The following is a 16,497-nucleotide window of genomic DNA, read 5'->3' on the forward strand; positions in this document are numbered from 1 at the left end:
CGCCGCACTACGCCCTGATCACGGCCGGGGAACGTCGTGCGGAGCTCGTCGACCTCGAACCGACCGCGGTGGAACCCGTCAGTGATGCTGGCTCTCGGCTGCGCCGGACAGGTCGGTGAGGTACCGCAGAGCGGTCAGACTCGGGAGGAAGAAGTAGGCGCCCCCACGCGTGGTGACCAGCCGCGGTAGGTCGGTGAGCACCGTCGCGCCTCCGGGACCGGGTATGGAGAAGGTGCCGGCCGCGTCGTCGTTCGCACCGACGATGGGATCCTTGGACCGGCCCAGCCCGGGTGCGAAGAGGCCGTCGTTGGCCCAGTCGGCCATGAGGAACTCGAACTGGTCGCGGAGGCTCACTCCGATGAACATGCCGAGCAGGCCGCGCTCCACGCCGTCGTGCGGCCGGGCCGGGTCGAACGCCGGGCCGTAGGTGAGCCCGCGGCGCACGATGCGGTGCTTGTGGCCACCGTTCCCGGCCACGCGGGACCCTCGCGGGTACATCCGGCGGACGTGTGCCCCGATGGGACAGGCCATGCCTCGCTCGTCGGCGAACCGGCCGACGTAGTCGAAGTCGTTGAGCTGCTCGGGGGAGAGGGGAGGCTGCGGAGTATCCGCGTGGGGAGAGAGAACGAGCGGCGTCCCGTTGCGCCACCGGCCGCAGAGCTTGGCCGCGATCAGCTCCGTTGACAGACCCGTCCGACGGCTGTGCTCGGTCAGCAGCTCGGTGAAGGCGTCGACGTCCTGGGCCAGCATCCGGAAGGCGGCGAAGCTGCCGTTGCGGCCGAGGGCGTCCGGGGTCGGCACCGGATAGCTGAAGCCGACGTGCTGGCTGGGATGACCGAGCAGGAACTCGCCGGTCGGCGCGACCGGCATGGCATCCGGCGGGCCGGTGGGAGGAGCCGATGCGATGGTGGGCTGCGAGATGCCGTCGACGTATCCGAAGTGGTCCACCCGCGCTCCCAGCAGGGCTGCGTCGAACCGGCAGAGCTCCGTGAGGCCGCGGCCTGACGCGGAGACGACGGCGTCCGTCGGGCGGTTCAGGGCGGCGCCGTCCCGGGCGAACACGGAGACGAGCAGGTGCAGCCCCGGGTCGGTGAAAGCCGGCAGCCAGTTCGCCGGTGCGCTGGTACCGACGTCGCCGACCCGCTCGGCCCGGGCAGCGGCGCCCGCGATGAACTCGTCGGGGAAGCTCGCCAGCGATCTCTGGGAGACGCCGAGGGCCTGGAGCCCGGCAAAGGTGATCCCCACGTTCAGGCAGTGCTCCGGCTTGGTCTCCCACGGGGCGCCGCTGGTGACCTGCGGTGTGCTCGGGCCGCCGTCCACCAGTGAGGCCAGCAGTCGGTGTGCGACCGCGGGCACGTCGATCCGGAGCAGCACGTGGCGCGCCAGCGGCATCGTGTATCCCCGGACGATCAGCCCCTGGACGTCGGCGAGGTCCAGTGCGGACACCACGGATCAGCCGGTGGGGGCTGCCAGGATGTCGAGCACCGTTCGATCCGGATAGGCGCTGTAGAACGGCGGGACACAGCCCAGGTCGTGCAGACGGATGTACGCCAGGAACTCGTCACGGTGCGCTTGGACCGGCAACGGCGGGGCGTCGCCCACGTGCTGGAGAAGAGCGTTGAAGACGTCGCCGATGTGGTCGACGAACTCGTTGATGTAGGTGGCGAAGTCGCCGTCGTACGTGGTGATGACGGCCAGGCGGGTCTCGTCGAGGAACACGAACCGGGCGAAGTGGACGGTGGAGATCTGGTCCAGGGCCCGGATGATCGGGTTCTGCTCCCGGGGCAGGGACTGCAGCTGCTCGATCGTTGCCCGCAGGGCCGCGAAGTCCTCTGATGAGCGGATGGGCAGCACCAGCGTCAGGGGGTGCTGCACCGTCTCGTCGGCGGTGGATCGTCCGTGCGTGTCCGGCATGCGAGTGGTCATGGCGTGCCCTCTGTGCGGAGCGGCTCGATGGCGACCGCCGCCCGTTGTTGAGCGCGGCTGCCTCGCAGTGTGCCGACATCCGGCCACCGGCGGTGCGTTCCGTCGCGCGGCTCCTCGACGCACCGCTGCCGCCAGTGCTCGTCCTGTCGTCAGCCGGGGCCGGGACCTGCTCGGTGCCAGGGCACGAACAGCTACCCCAGGCCGAGCATCACCGTTGCGTGGACTGCGCGGCGGCGGCGAGGAGCACGACGGCGACGACCACGGAGAGGGTCGACAGCAGGCCGTTGGAGGACATTCCACAGGACCGATCTGACATGTGTCGAGAAGATCGCCTGGTCGCTCGCGAAGCCCAGCAGGCCGAACACCAGGAGGAACAGCGTCACGAGGACGGCGCCGGTGCGTGCGTGGCGTACACGAGGGCTCCGGGCCCGTCCGTTCCTGGAGTGTGCGGAGGTGGGGATCCGGCGCCTCGTGAGGTGACGGACACGGTGAGTCAGTGGCTGCAGGATTTCATCGGTGACGCAGCAACGCGCATTGACAGCGAGTAGCGACTGCCCAACCATTCTGAACCGCCGTGGCACCGGAAACCGTCCGTCAAACGACACTCACGGGGCCAAGGGGGAACCGATGGACCACGCGGTGGTGACACGTGTCGGCTTGCTGGACGGGTTCACCCTCGAGCTGCAGGGTGTCGGTCGTGATGCTGCACCGGAGCTCCCGCGAACAGTTCAACGACTGATCGCGCATCTCAGTCTCACCAGACGGCCGGCACGAACGGCGATCGCCGGGAAGCTGTGGCCGGAGGTCACCGAAGAACACGCACATGGCAGCTTGCGGTCCTCGCTGTGGCGCGTGCACAAGGTCGCACCGGGACTCATCACCGTGTCCGGCGGCACGTTGTCCATCGCTCGTGATGTGCTCGTCGACGTCCATGAGTTGGTGGCGTGGGCGCGGCAGGCACTGGATCCTTCCTGCTCGGCGACGGACGTCCTCGCCGCCGGAGACCTCGGTCTGCCGGGGGAGCTCCTCCCGGGGTGGTACGAGGACTGGGTTCTCCTCGAGCGCGAGCGGCTGCGACAACTCCGCATGCACGCCCTCGAGGCGCTGGCGGAGAAGTACGCGGCAGCGGGCCGCTACGGCGAGGCAGTGCAAGCGGCGTACGCCGCAGTACGAGCCGAGCCGCTGAGAGAGAGCGCCCACCGCACGGTCGTGCGTGTCCACCTGGCCGAGGGGAACGTTGCCGAGGCGGTCCGCGCATACGAGTCGTTCCACGAGATGCTGGCCGACGAGATGGGCGCTGCTCCGACGCCGCAGATGCGCCGACTGGTCGACAACCTCCCGGGGCGACGCGCGACGGCGGCGATCCGCTCCTGAGGCCGCGGAGGGTTCTCCTCGGCGACGAGCGGGCTCTCCCACCGTGGGGGAGTGGCCTCCGCAGTCGTCGCGCTGATGCCGCTTCCGTCGCGAGCTCGTGTGGTGGCACGCCTGGACCCACGGCCGGTCTGCCTCGCGATCCGGGCGGGATCGTCCGAGGTGGCCGAGGACCGACGTACCGGTGTTCCGACGGCGACCCGCCGACGTTGACATGGTCGTGACGGTGCGGTGACGCCGGGCCCCGACCATCGGGGTGTGGGGAGACGGGCGGGGCCCCCGGTGTCGCACGCCGGAGCAGTAGCGGGCTGAGCGGACAGGCAGCCGGGCCGAAGGAGCGGTGATGAGCACGCAGGACCACGGCGACCGGGCGGCCGCCAACGATCCGGGGGCCAGTGCGTCGGCCACCGCGGCGGAGGAGCGCACCTCGTCGACGGACGATTCCGCGGGTTCGGCGAAGGGCGCCCGACAGGGGGGCAAGACGCCGGCTCCGGACGACTCGACCCCCGACACCCTCGGCGAACTCATGGCAGAGCTCCGGAAACGGCAGTCGGAGCTCGCCACCACCATCAAGCAGGGCAAGGCCTCGCTCGCCGACCGCGAGAGCCAGCAGCAGAAGGTGAAGAAGCAGCTGGCCGACCTCGACCGTGCCGCGGGCGATCTCGAGAGGACGCGCACGGACAGCCAATCCGTCCTCGACGACGCGCAGAAGGCCCTGGACGACGCCCGCCCGCTCATCGACCAGCTCGACGACGACGTCGAGGAGGCGCTCGGGAAGGCGCTCGCAGCGATCGACAAGGCCATCGCCGACAAGCAGGCCGAGGTCGACGTCCAGGCCGGCGAGGTCCCGAAGCTCGAGTCGGAGCGCGACCGGCTGCAGCGAGCATGGGTCGAGCAGCAGGTGGCCCACGACGCCGCCAGCGCGCGGCTCACGGGACTGCCTGCGGCCATCAAGCAGACGACGGCCAGGCTCAAGGCGCTCCGGTCCGAACTCGTCGCCGCGACGACCGCGGGGCATGCCGCGAAGGCCTGCGTCCTGGCGCTGGAGGTCACCGCCAGGAAGACCGAGCTCGAGGACCTGCGCGACCCCTCGTACGAGGCGGATCTGATCGAGGCGGTCACCGACGCCGGGACGGCGCTCTCCGCGGCGGGCGACGCCCTCGCCGACGGGCAGTCCGCCCTCACCGAGCGTCAGGCGAAGGTCGACGAGCTGAAGGCCGAGCTGACCGCGCTGTGGCAGTCCCGGGCCGCGAAGGTCCAGCAGTTGTACGACGCGCCGTCCGACGCGGCGTCCGCCGCCCCCGCAGCCTGAGGAGTCGGGTACATGCCCCCGCAGTTGAGCTATCCCGGTGTGTACGTCGAGGAGATCCCGAGCGGTGTCCGTGCGATCACGGGGGTCGCGACGTCGATCGCGGCGTTCGTCGGCTGGACACCCCGTGGGCCGGTCGACCAGGCCGGCCACGTCTTCAGCTGGGCTGACTACGACCGCCACTTCGGAGGGCTTCACCGCGACAGCATCGTGAGTTATGCGGTGTCGCACTTCTTCGCCGCCGGTGGCCAGGAGGCGTACATCGTCCGGGTGGCGGACCCTGCGGCGACCCTCGCCGAACTGACGGTGGACGACCTGACGCTCCGGAGCACGGGCCCGGGGGAGTGGGGCAACGAGTACGGCGTCGATGTCGTCGTCGTCAGCACCGACGACGACGGGAGCCTGCGTTTCGGGCTGACGGTGATCCGCCGCAACCCCTCGGACGGCACCCGGCAGGTGGCCGAGGTCTTCGAGAACCTGTCGCTGCTCCCCTCGGACGCGCGGTACGTCGAGGGCGTCGTCAACGAGGAGTCCGAGATCCTCAACGCCGCGGTCGCCGAGGGCGGGACGACCGTCTCCGCCGTCACCGGGGAGATGCTCCAGGGCGGTTCCGGCGGCACGGTCCTCATGCCAGGAGACGCCGACTTCTGGGCGCAGGTCATGCCCACCGACGCGGACGAGGACGGTCGCCTCGGTGGGGTGCACCACCTGGACCGGGTCGATCTGGTCAACCTGCTGTGCGTGCCGGGCCTCACCGACCTCGCCAGCCTGGCGGCGCTGGCGGCATTCTGCAGGGACCGTCGCACCTTCCTCATCGCCGATGGCGGCACCACGACGAACGACGCGACCGTCACGCCGATCCAGGGTGACGCAGGGATCAACGCCGCCCTCTACTACCCGTGGGTGCGGGTGCCCGATCCGCTCCAGGAGGGGCGGGCGCGCCCGTTCCCCCCGAGCGGGATCGTCGCCGGCATCTACGCCCGGACCGACACCACCCGCGGAGTCTGGAAGGCCCCCGCCGGCATCGATGCGAGCCTCGGTCCGGTGCGTGACCTCGGCAACGTGCTCACCGACGCGGAGTCGGGCCGGCTGAACAAGAAGGGCGTGAACGCGCTCCGGACCTTTCCCATCTACGGCCCCGTCGTCTGGGGCGCGCGCACCTGCCGAGGCAACGACGAGATCGGGTCCGAGTGGAAGTACGTGCCGGTCAGGAGGACGGCGCTGTTCATCGAGGAAACCCTCCGCCGGAGTCTGAAGTGGGTCGTGTTCGAGCCCAACGACGAACCACTGTGGGCGCAGATCCGGCTCAACGTGGGTGCCTTCCTGCACGACCAGTTCCGCAAGGGCGCCTTCCAGGGGGCGACACCGCGGGAGGCCTACTTCGTCAAGTGCGACAAGGAAACGACGACCCAGAACGACAGGAACCTCGGCATCGTCAACATCGTGGTCGGCTTCGCCCCGCTGAAGCCCGCCGAGTTCGTCGTGCTCAAGCTCCAGCAGATGGCTGGGCAGGTCCAGGCCTGAGGAGGCGACGATGGCCCAGTTCAACGTCAACGTCCACCGCTTCGACCCCTACAAGAACTTCAAGTTCAGGGTCCGGTGGGAGGGCCGGGACGTCGCCGGCATCAGCAAGGTAGGAGCCCTCAAGCGAACGACGGAGGTCGTCGAGCACCGCGAGGGCGGCGATCCCAGCACCAGCCGCCGGGGCCCGGGCAGGACGAAGTACGAGGCGATCACCCTGGAACGGGGCGTGACGCACGACCTGGAGTTCGAGCAGTGGGCGAACAAGGTCTGGCACTACGGCAACGGTCCCGGGCAGGAGATGTCGCTCAAGGACTTCCGCCGCGACCTCCTGATCGACCTCTACAACGAGGCGGGCCAGGTCGTGAAGACGTTCAAGGTCTACCGCTGCTGGGTCTCGGAATTCCAGACGCTGCCCGACCTCGACGCCAACGCCAACGCGGTCGCGATCGAGACGATCAAGCTGGAGAACGAGGGGTGGGAACGCGACCGCGACGTGCCCGAGCCCTCCGAGCCCACGCTGAACCAGTGACCCATGCTCGCCGCCGATCTCGTCTCCGCCTGGGAGCAGGGCCAGAGCCGGTCACCTGCTCACCGCTGGCAGCCCCTCCTGGCCGTGCTGGGGGTCGACGTCGGCCGGCGGACGCAGCTGAGCGTCGGACAGCGCGACGCCCTGTTGCTGGACCTGCGGGGTGAGCTGTTCGGCTCGAGCATCGTCGCCGTCGCCTCGTGCCCCGACTGCGCGGAGCGGGTGGAGCTCGGCTTCGAGGTCGACGACGTGCGCACCCGCCCGCCCGGCGATCCGACGGCCACCTTCGAGCTGACCAGCGCGGGCTACACCGTTCTCGCCCGGCCGCCCGCGGCGGGGGACCTCGCCGAGCTCGGGACGGCCCGGTCCGGGGCGGACGCACGCGAGCTCCTGATGGCCCGGTGTGTCACTGCCGCCCGGCGGGGGGACGCCGACGTCCCGGTGACGGAGCTCCCTGACGGCGTCCGCGCGGAGCTGGTGGCGCGGATGGCCGCGGCCGACCCGCAGGCCGACACCCGCCTCGTGCTCACCTGCCCCTCCTGCGCGTGCACCTGGGCGGCGACGTTCGACATCGTGTCCTTCCTCTGGCAGGAGCTGGACGCCTGGGTCCACAGCCTGATCGACGACGTCCACCGCCTCGCGTCGGCGTACGGCTGGTCGGAGGCCGAGATCTTCGCCATGAGCCCGTCGCGTCGATCCCTCTACCTCGGTCTGGTCCGGAGATGACCGACTTCCTGGGCCACCTCGTGGCGCGCAGCGCGGGTCTGGGGGAGGAGCTGGCACCACGGCTCCGGGCCAGGTTCGAGCCGGTCGGCGGCCCTTCGGTGACCGACCCCGATCCAGGGGACGACGAGCCACCCGGGATCCACTCGGTGCACCGGCTCCCATCCGCACCGGATCCTGCACCCCCGGCCGGACGGGACCCCGCGGACGGCGCTCCCGCCCGCGGGGTGGCTCGAGCGGACGAGCCGCCGCCGGCTCCCGCCCCCGGTTCGGAGTTGCGCGAAGCCGGATCGGCAGGCGCGGTGCCGCCCCGGGGACCACGCCGGCCCGTCGTGGTGGCCCCCGCACCAGTCGTGGCACCCGTTGCGCCGGTTCCCCCGGCCGCCCCTCCGGCCACGGACGTCCCGCCGCCGCAGGCCGAGGTGGCGGCCGCGTCGACACCGACGGCGGTGCCGGCGCCGGCGCCGTTGCCGTCCTCGCCGTCGGCGCAGGACCGGGTCCGCCCGATCGTCGCCGACCCGGCGCACCACGCGCCCCGGCTCGCCCGGCCGGGAGACGCCGACGAGGCCGCTCCGGGCGTGGCCACGCCGCCCCCCCGTCCGCCGGCGGAGGTGGTGGCCCATCGCGGGACGCCCCCGGAGCGTGAGGCAGCCGCACCGCTCGAGGCTCCGGTCGCCGCACCCCCTCCCGGTGACGTCCCGCCGGTGCCACGACGCGAGCCCGCCCGGCGCCGGGCGCCGTCGGAGGACGTCGGTCCCGAGCACTGGCTGCGTCCGCCGCCCCCACGCGAGCGCTCGCCCGATCACGCGGACCGGACGAGCGCGCGCACACAGCCGACCATCGAGGTCACCATCGGTCGGGTCGAGATCCGGAGCCGGCCGGCACCCAGTGCGGCACCGCGGCAGCCGGCGCCCCGCGCAGGAGTGCTGCCGCTGGCCGAGTACCTCGCCCGCCGGTCGGGGAGCCGATGATGGCCAACCACCTGGCGATCGCGACGGTCACCGAGGCGCTGCGCCTGCGGCTCGCCGAGGTCATCGGGACCGAGGTCTCGGGCGTCGACGTCGTCGCCCGGCGCCCGGAGGCCACGGACGGCCAGTCGACGAGCCAGGTCACCATCTTCCTGTACCGGGTGACGCCCAACGCGGCACTGCGGAACGCGGACCTGCCGACCCGCGGCGCCGACGGCAACGACGTTCGCCGGCGTCCGCGCGTCGCCATCGACCTGCACTACCTGCTGAGCTTCTCGGGCGACGAGGAGCAGCTGGTCCCGCAGCGCATGCTCGGCACCTCGCTCGCGGCCCTCCACAGCGCTCCCGGCCTCAGCCGCGCCGAGCTGGCGACAGCGAGCCAGGACGAGCCGTGGCTGACGGGCTCGGACATGGCCCAGGAGGTCGAGTCGGTGCACTTCTCCCTCGGCCAGCTGTCGCTGGACGACATGTCGAAGGTCTGGTCGGTGTTCGTCCAGGTGCCCTACCGACTGTCGGTGGCCTACGGCGCGAGCGTCGTGCTCATCGAGGCACCGGTCACGGCGCGTGATCCCGTCCCGGTGCAGCAGAGCGGCGTCGACGCCGTCCCCGTGCGACAGCCGGTCATCGACCAGGTCCGAGTGACGGGAACTGCCTCCGCCGGTGCGCCACTCCAGCTCGAGATCCTCGGACGGAACCTCCGGGGCCCGGTCACCGCGGTGCGTGTGGACGACGGGGACCCGGCGCCGGTCGCCACGGTGACCGACCGCCGGATCGTCGTGGGCGCCGACGGTCTGCCCGCCGGCGTCCATGCGGTCCAGGTGGTGCACCGGTTGGAGATCGGCGTGCCGCCGGTCCCGCACGATGCGGTGGAGTCCGCGAGCGCGGCCTTCCTCCTGCGCCCCTCCGTCACCGCCGACTTCGTGCCCGACGCCGGCCCGCCGCCGGACCCCCGGAAGGACGTGGTGGCCGTGACGTTCGCGCCGCCCCTGGCCGCGGGCCAGCGGGTGAGCCTCCTGCTCGACGAGTTCACCACCCCGGCACCGGCCGACCGCCTGCTCGGCTTCCACCGCCTCGAGCCGGTGACCGCCCCTGCGGCGGGGGATACCACCCTGCGCTTCGTCCGGGGCGACGTCCCCGCCGGGACCTACCTGGTCCGCGTACAGGTGGCCGGCGCCGAGAGCCCGCTGGACTTCCACCGCGGCGAGACCCCGTCGAGGCCTCCCGATCCACGGGTGACGCTCCCATGAGCGACGTCGACGTCGACGCCGTCCGCCGGGACAACGACGACCGGTTGATGGACGCCACGATGACGTGGCTGCGGGCGCTCCTCGTCCCACCCACCCGCAGGTCGCGGGCGGACGGGCCGGCGGAGCCGGCTGCGCCCGAGGCAGTCGCCGTCGCCCGGTGGTGGGGCCGCAAGGAGACGCTGCGTCCTCCGCCCGTCGCGCCGGCGGAGCGGGACCCCCGTGCCGCGGCCCGGAGGGCGCGGAAGCGGCTGGAGGGGGCGCTGGCGGCCGACCCGGCTCCCCGGTTCACGCGGATGTGCGACGTCCTCGGGATGAGCCCCTTCGAACGGGACGTCGCGCTGCTCTGCGTTGCGCACGCCGTCAGCACGGAGGTCGCCCGCCTCTGCCGGGCCATGCCGGAGAGCACGAGTGGTGCGCCGACGTTCGCTCTCTCCCTCGGGTTGGCCATGGACGCCGAGTTCGACTCCGTTCCGCCCGAGCGCAGGAAGGGGATGACACGCGTCGCCGCCGCACCCGAGTGGGCCGCGCTGGGACCGGACCGGCCGCTGCGGTACTGGCGCCTGATCGACATCGCCCAGGGACCCGCTCAGGCCCTCGTGAGCAGTGCACTGCGGATGGACGAACGGGTCGTCGACCACGTACGTGGGCGGGACCACCTCGACGACCGGCTGGCCTCGGTCGTCGACGCCGTGCCGTCCACGCACGGTGACGCGATCATCAGCGCGACGCAGCGGACACGGCTGGTGGCGGCGCTGCGTTCCCTCCAGCGCGCGGCGCCCGGGCGTTCCCGGCTGCTGGTCCAGATGCCCGGAGCTGACGCCACCACGAAACGGCTGTTCGCCCGGTGGATCGCGGACGCCGTCGACCGCGAGCTCCACCGGCTGTCCCTCGACCAGATCCCGGGCGACGTCGACCTCACCACCGCCGTGGACCTGTGGAACCGGGAGACCCGACTCCTGGACGTGGCATTGCTGGTCGGCGCCCCGACCGGTACGGACGAGACCACGCCCATCCTGAGCCGGCTCCTCTCCCGGCTCACCGGCCTGGTGTTCCTGGACGTCCGCGAGCCCCTGCCCGAGCAGGACACCGCGCTGGTCCTCGACGCACTGCGTCCCGACGCGGCCGAGCAGCGCGCCATGTGGGAGCAGGTCCTCACGGGAACGGCAGGGGACTGGCCCGAGCGGCTCGCCGGTCAGTTCCGTCTCAACGGCGGGGAGATCGCGGCGGTGGCCGACTCCGTCGCCGACGACGACGCGGGCGCCGACGAGGCCGGTGAGCGCACCTGGGATGCCTGCCGGCTGCGCGCGCGTCCCCGTCTCGAAGGGCTGGCGCAGCGCATCGTCACCGACACGACGCTCGCCGACGTCCAGCTGCCCGACCGGGAGCGCCGCCTGCTCGAGCAGGTCCGCGACCAGACCCGGCACCGCGTCCGGGTCTACGACGAGTACGGGTTCCGTTCGCGGCTCTCCCGTGGCCTGGGCATCACCGCGCTCCTGGCGGGTGAGAGCGGCACGGGGAAGACCATGGCGGCCGAGGCGCTGGCCAACGAGCTGCGGCTGGACCTCTACCGCATCGACCTGGCCAGCGTGGTCAGCAAGTACATCGGCGAGACGGAGAAGAACCTTCGCACGGTGTTCGACGCCGCCGAGGAGGGCGGTGCGGTTCTGCTGTTCGACGAGGCCGACGCGATCTTCGGCCGACGCAGCGAGGTGCAGGACAGCCACGACCGCTACGCGAACATCGAGGTCAGCTATCTCCTGCAGCGGATGGAGGCCTACCAGGGGCTCGCCATCCTCACCACGAACATGAAGAGCGCCCTCGACCCTGCCTTCGTGCGGCGACTCCGGTTCATCATCACCTTCCCGTTCCCGGCGGCCGCCCAGCGGGAGCGGATCTGGAGGGGGATCTTCCCGACGGCCGACGACAAGGCCGACGACCCGCGGCGCTCGCGCGTACCGGGGGTGGACCGGCTCGACATGGCCGCGCTGGCCCGTCCCGGCCTGACCGGCGGACAGATCCGCAACACCGCCGTGAACGCCACGTTCCTGGCCGTCGCAGGGGACGGCGCGGTGACGATGGAGCTGCTCAGGGAGGCTGCTCGCGAGGAGCTGCGCAAGGGCGGCCGCCCCTTCGTGGCGGCCGACTTCGCCGGGTGGACGACGAGGCACGACGCGGCCGACGAGCCGCGGGTGACGGCGGGGGAGACGTCCCGTCCGCTGGTGAAGTCGGGGGAGCCGTCGTGAACGTCCGACTGCACATCGAGCGGCTCGTCCTCGACGAGGCCTGGGGCGGCGTGGAGCCCGCCGTGCTCGGACGGATGGTGGAGCGGGAGCTGACACGACTGCTCGCCGGTTCGCGCCTGGACCGGGGGCTGGCCGTCAGCGGCGCCGTCGCGGCGATCCGGGGCGGTGACGTCCCCGGGCGGGAGACCGCGGCCGGCGCCGGTGGGCTCGCGGCGCAGATCTCGGCGGCCGTCCACGCCGGCCTGACCGGCGAGAGCCGGGGTGCACCGTGACCGTGTCGAAGACCCTCCAGGGGCCGTCGATCCCCGAGCGGACGGCACGACCGGCCCCCGTGCCCCTTCGTCGCCGCACGGAGGGCACCTCCACCGGGCGCGGGCGGGACGAGCGACCCGGCACCCGCCCCAGCGGCGGAGCCCCGGGGCGCGCCCTCCACGGCGGAGGGGACGCGGCCGGCCTCGCGCCGGTCGTCGTCCGGGAGACGCTGCGTTCCCCCGGCCGGCCCCTCGACAGCGGGATCCGCGAGTACCTGGAACCGCGGTTCGGCCAGGACTTCTCCCGCGTGCGGGTTCATGCCGACAGCCGGGCTGCGGAGTCGGCCCGGGCCGTCCGCGCGGCCGCCTACACCGTCGGCGACCACATCGTCTTCGCCGAGGGCCGGTACCGCCCCGGGGAGGGACATGGGGTGCGCGTCCTCGCCCACGAACTGGCGCACGTCGCTCAGTCGGGACCAGCCCCACGGACGGGCGACGACATCCCGATCGGTCGCGAGGACGACCCTGCGGAGAAGCTGGCCCGTGACACCGCCGACCTGGTCACCCGACCCGGGTCCACCACCCCCACCCCGTCCTCCCGGCTCGGCCGGGCCGTGCTCCGCCGTTTCTCGGAGTCGGAGCACCGGCGCATCGGTGACGCCGCCTACACCCGGGCATTCGACGAGACCAGGTCCGGTCCGGCGACGGCCTCGCGTGCCCCGGTCGACCCCGACCTCGTGGCCGAACTGCGACAACTGCGCTTCCAGCCCGGCCGGACGGCGTACGGCTACGGCGAGATGGTGGCGATCGCCGACAACATCGCGAGCTTCGATCTGCTCGAGCAGCAGCAGGTCGATCGCCGCAGCGGGATCCCGATCCTGGGCCCGGTCTGGGACTTCCTCGGCGACAGCGCCCACTACCTCGACCTCGCCGCCCGGAACACGGCGCACTTCCACCCGCACAACTACCTGACGTGGCAGCCGTGGCACTGGCGGGCGCTCCAGGTGATGGAGCAGGCACACCAGACCGGCGAGCGGGCCGCGGACCTCAGGAGCGAGGTCCGGGACCTCCTCCGGCGCTTCCGGGCGGCTCGGCTCCGCGCCCGGCGGCTCCTCGACGCCGAGGAGGCACGGCCGGGCGCCGCAGGAGGGCCCACCGAGGCCTCGCTGCAGCGGGCGCTCGACGAGATGCAGGCCCTTCTGAGCCGGGCGGAGCGGACGCAGGCGCGCTATCGGGCGCTGCGCGGCGAGGCCGGACGGTTGGCGGTGCGGGCGATGGCGATGAACGGCTTCGCCGACCACTTCCTCACCGACGCCTTCGCGGCCGGGCACATCGTCACGCCGAGGCAGGAGCTGCTCACCGAGTACAGCACCCGGTTCCTCGGTGTCGTGCCCGTGGGCGGCGTGCTGCAGTGCGCCAACGTCCCCTCGCTGGCCTGGCACGACCTGGACAACATGCTCGGGGTCGAGGTCGACAACGTGCAGGGCGCCCGGTGGCGCACGTACGGGGACGACTACGCCGACGAGGATCGTGCACCTGGCGGCCGCACGCTCAGTCCCACCATGGAGCACGTGGTGGCGGCCACGACCGAGTCGATCAGGCAGATGTGGCGGGCTGCGAAAGGCAGCCGGGTCTCGTCCCTGCGTCCGGTGCTGGACCAGCTGCCCCGGCCCGTGCTGGATCGCTATCCGTCGTGGCAGGGCCGGGAATGGGAGCTGCAGCTGCGCCACGCCGCCGGTGAGCAGCTGGGCGCGTCCGTGGACCCCATGAGCAGCTCCCCGCGCGGGATCGGGTCGCCCGAGGTGGCTCCCAATCCGCGCGGCAACCAGGTCGGGTCCGGACTGCTCTCCGCCCGCGCGACCTGCCTGGACCTCCTGCAGCGCTTCACCTACCGAGGCTTCGTGCTCCCGACCGTGGAGCGGATCAAGCGGAACTACCGGTCGCGGTACTTCGTCGGCGCGCCGGGTCAGGTGGTGCCGGCCACGGCCCCCGCCTCGCCCCAGGCCAGCGTCACCGGCTACGTGGTCGCCGGGTCGTTGATCGGGCTCGGCGCCGGACTCCTGGGCGCGGGTCTGCTGGGCGCCGGTGTCCTGCTCGGCGGCCTGCTCGTCGCCGGAGGGTTCCTCGTCGGCGGTCTCGTCGGGGGGCTCTTCGGCCGCCGCAGAGACGTGGCGGGGTGATCCGGGTGCCGGTCGGTCCTGCTGTCGCACTTGAGGGGATGCAGCCATGACGGCCTCGCCCGCGATAGCCCCGCGCATCCTGAAGGGCGGCATCGCCCTCGTCGATCCCGGCACCGGCCGGGTCGTGCGCATCATCGCGCTCCAGTACAACCCCGAGACGCTCAGCCGCTCGTTCCAGGCCCAGGCCGTGGGCGGCGAGGGCGGCACCGACCGCTCGCAGGCGCTGCGGCTCAAGGGCCCGCCGATCGAGACGTACACGCTGGACGCCGAGGTCGACGCGGTCGACCAGCTCGACGTCGGCGACGCCCTCGTCGGGCGCTTCGGCATCCAGCCACACCTGTCGGCCCTCGAGCTGCTGCTCTACCCGTCCAGCGCGCAGCTGCGGGAGCACCACGCCGCCGCCGCCCGCGGAGAGCTGCAGGTGGCACCGGTCGAATCGCCGCTGACGCTCTTCATCTGGAGCACCAGCCGCGTGGCACCGGTGCGGGTGACGGACTTCAGCGTCAACGAGGAGTTCTTCGACACCCGGCTGAATCCCATCCGGGCCAAGGTCAGCCTGGGCATGCGGGTCCTCAGCGTCAGCGACCTCGGGCACGACCACCGAGGCGGGTCGCTCTACCTGCGCTACCAGCAGGAGAAGGAGCGCCTGGCGGCCGCCGTCCCGAGCGCCTCTCCCGCCGTGCTCGGCCTGCGGGAGGTGCCCACGTGACCGTCGACGAACAGGAACGACGGCTCCAGGCGCTGCTGCAACCGTCGCCGGGGAGCACGCCGGTCCTCTTCCCGGCCAGCCGGTACGCGACCGTCGGCACCACGGTGCTCGACCCGGACGGCGACCACCCGATCGTCCACCTCCTGCGCCGCTTCGTCCCGCGTCCCGAGCAGTTGCCCGTGCTCGGGACGCACGTCGTGACGGCGGGGGAGCGCACCGACCACGTCGCAGCGGCCGTGTTCGGCGATCCCGAGCTCTTCTGGCGCCTCTGCGACGGGAACCGGGTGGTCTTCCCCGAGGACCTGGTCCAGGAGCCGGGCCGCAGGCTGCGTGTCACCGCGCCCGAGGGCACGCCGGGGGCCGCGCCGTGACCGGCGCCTCGGCCAGCGCCGTGACGCTGTCCCTCTACGTCGGCCCGGCGGTTCCGTTGCCCGCGCCGCGGTCGATCGTCGAGGCGCTCACCGAGGTGACGGTGACCGCCGGGAGCGGGGAGGACGACGGGTTCGAGCTCAAGCTGAACCTCACCGATGACTCGACCTTCCTGCAGACGGTCTTCCTCCTGTCGGGCGGAGCCGTCCCGCCGCTCATCCGCGTGGTCGTCGCCGTCACGATCCGGGGCTCGGTCGAGGTGCTGATGGACGGCCTCGTGACCCAGACCCAGGTCGCACCGGACACCGGCCCTGGGCCCACCCAGCTCATCGTCAAGGGCCGCGACATCAGCCAGGCCATGGACCACGTCGACCTGAGCGGCCTGTTCCCCTATCCGGCGATGCCGATCGAGGCCCGGGTCGCGCTGATCCTCGCCAAGTACATGCTCCTGGGCGTCGTCCCGCTGATCGTGCCGACGCCGACGGTCGACATCGACAACCCGCTCCAGCGCATCGACCAGCACTGGGGAACCGACCTGCTGTACCTGCGCGACCTCGCGGAGATGGTCGGCTACACGTTCTACGTCGAGCCCGGGCCGGCGGTGGGCGCCAGCATCGCCTACTGGGGCCCGGTGCTCCGGATCGGGCCGGTCCAGAAGGCCCTCACCGTCGACATGGACGCCGAGACCAACGTCGAGACGGTCAGCTGCCGCTTCGACCACGACTCCGCCGCGATGCCGATCGTCAGCGTCGAGAACCCGCTCACGCGGCTGCCCGCCATTCCCGTCCCCGTCGGGCTGGTCAACCCCCTCGATCCGCCGCTCGGGCTGATCCCGCCGATCCCCAAGAAGTTCGAGATCGTCGCGGACACCGCGTTCAAGGGCTTTCCGCGCGCGCTGATGCAGGCCTGGGCCGACCAGGCGGCGAGCAAGCGGGCGGTGACCGCCGAGGGCACCCTCGACGCGCTGCGCTACGGCTCGGCCCTCAAGCCCCGCCGCCTGGTGGGGCTGCGCGGCGTGGGCGCCGCCTTCGACGGCCTCTACTACACGCAGAAGGTGACCAGCACGCTCAAGGAGGGCGAGTTCAGGCAGTCCTTCACCCTCGTCCGCAACGGCCTCGTGTCGACCGTAGGAAGGATCCCGGTGTGACCGT

At 72.2% G+C, this 16,497-nt stretch carries 15 protein-coding genes; 13 read left to right on the plus strand and 2 right to left on the minus strand.

Translation table 11 applies throughout. The annotated features are described in order from the left end of the window. Positions 1 to 78: 78 nt before the first annotated feature. Together FHU33_RS11365 and FHU33_RS11370 are read right to left on the minus strand one after the other, a co-directional pair. A complete protein-coding gene (locus FHU33_RS11365) occupies positions 79 to 1,449 on the minus strand; it encodes a Dyp-type peroxidase (RefSeq protein WP_142025462.1) in 1,371 nt (456 codons plus the stop codon). Between the two features lie 3 nt (positions 1,450 to 1,452). Next, complete coding sequence (locus FHU33_RS11370) at positions 1,453 to 1,926, minus strand: hypothetical protein (RefSeq protein ID WP_142025463.1); 474 nt, start codon at positions 1,924 to 1,926, stop codon at positions 1,453 to 1,455. Between the two features lie 516 nt (positions 1,927 to 2,442). Here FHU33_RS11370 and FHU33_RS11375 point away from each other — a divergent pair. From FHU33_RS11375 to FHU33_RS11435, 13 genes are all read left to right on the plus strand, one after another. Continuing rightward, positions 2,443 to 3,300, plus strand: coding sequence for an AfsR/SARP family transcriptional regulator (locus tag FHU33_RS11375; RefSeq protein ID WP_342778647.1), 858 nt, complete (start codon positions 2,443 to 2,445; stop codon positions 3,298 to 3,300). A 340-nt stretch (positions 3,301 to 3,640) separates the two neighbouring features. Then, positions 3,641 to 4,609, plus strand: a complete 969-nt coding sequence (locus FHU33_RS11380; protein WP_142025464.1) for a coiled-coil domain-containing protein — start codon at positions 3,641 to 3,643, stop codon at positions 4,607 to 4,609. A gap of 12 nt (positions 4,610 to 4,621) precedes the next feature. After that, the gene (locus tag FHU33_RS11385) at positions 4,622 to 6,130 is read left to right on the plus strand and encodes a phage tail sheath family protein (RefSeq protein WP_142025465.1); all 1,509 of its coding nucleotides are present in this window, start codon (positions 4,622 to 4,624) and stop codon (positions 6,128 to 6,130) included. Positions 6,131 to 6,140: 10 nt separating this feature from the next. Further along, on the plus strand, positions 6,141 to 6,659 hold the full coding sequence (locus FHU33_RS11390) for a phage tail protein (RefSeq protein WP_142025466.1): 519 nt from the start codon (positions 6,141 to 6,143) through the stop codon (positions 6,657 to 6,659). Between the two features lie 3 nt (positions 6,660 to 6,662). Continuing rightward, entirely contained in the window at positions 6,663 to 7,382 is a 720-nt protein-coding gene (locus FHU33_RS11395) for a T4 family baseplate hub assembly chaperone (RefSeq protein WP_142025467.1), read from the plus strand. Next, positions 7,379 to 8,350, plus strand: coding sequence for a hypothetical protein (locus FHU33_RS11400; RefSeq protein WP_142025468.1), 972 nt, complete (start codon positions 7,379 to 7,381; stop codon positions 8,348 to 8,350). Before FHU33_RS11395 ends, FHU33_RS11400 begins: the two co-directional genes overlap by 4 nt. Beyond that, a complete protein-coding gene (locus FHU33_RS11405) occupies positions 8,347 to 9,594 on the plus strand; it encodes a Pvc16 family protein (protein ID WP_142025469.1) in 1,248 nt (415 codons plus the stop codon). The genes FHU33_RS11400 and FHU33_RS11405 overlap by 4 nt, the downstream gene beginning before the upstream one ends. Next, the gene (locus FHU33_RS11410) at positions 9,591 to 11,837 is read left to right on the plus strand and encodes an ATP-binding protein (RefSeq protein WP_142025470.1); all 2,247 of its coding nucleotides are present in this window, start codon (positions 9,591 to 9,593) and stop codon (positions 11,835 to 11,837) included. The genes FHU33_RS11405 and FHU33_RS11410 overlap by 4 nt, the downstream gene beginning before the upstream one ends. After that, a complete protein-coding gene (locus tag FHU33_RS11415; RefSeq protein WP_142025471.1) occupies positions 11,834 to 12,109 on the plus strand; it encodes a hypothetical protein in 276 nt (91 codons plus the stop codon). Before FHU33_RS11410 ends, FHU33_RS11415 begins: the two co-directional genes overlap by 4 nt. Further along, positions 12,106 to 14,268 (plus strand): eCIS core domain-containing protein, encoded by a 2,163-nt coding sequence (locus FHU33_RS25420; protein WP_211355083.1) that lies wholly within the window; start codon positions 12,106 to 12,108, stop codon positions 14,266 to 14,268. The genes FHU33_RS11415 and FHU33_RS25420 overlap by 4 nt, the downstream gene beginning before the upstream one ends. A 46-nt stretch (positions 14,269 to 14,314) precedes the next feature. Then, the gene (locus FHU33_RS11425) at positions 14,315 to 14,977 is read left to right on the plus strand and encodes a hypothetical protein (protein WP_142025472.1); all 663 of its coding nucleotides are present in this window, start codon (positions 14,315 to 14,317) and stop codon (positions 14,975 to 14,977) included. Further along, a complete protein-coding gene (locus FHU33_RS11430; protein WP_211355084.1) occupies positions 14,974 to 15,348 on the plus strand; it encodes a LysM domain-containing protein in 375 nt (124 codons plus the stop codon). Before FHU33_RS11425 ends, FHU33_RS11430 begins: the two co-directional genes overlap by 4 nt. Beyond that, on the plus strand, positions 15,345 to 16,493 hold the full coding sequence (locus FHU33_RS11435; protein WP_211355085.1) for a hypothetical protein: 1,149 nt from the start codon (positions 15,345 to 15,347) through the stop codon (positions 16,491 to 16,493). Before FHU33_RS11430 ends, FHU33_RS11435 begins: the two co-directional genes overlap by 4 nt. Positions 16,494 to 16,497 lie beyond the last annotated feature (4 nt).

Origin of the sequence: Blastococcus colisei (assembly GCF_006717095.1) — a bacterium.
GTDB classification, from domain to species: domain Bacteria; phylum Actinomycetota; class Actinomycetes; order Mycobacteriales; family Geodermatophilaceae; genus Blastococcus_B; species Blastococcus_B colisei.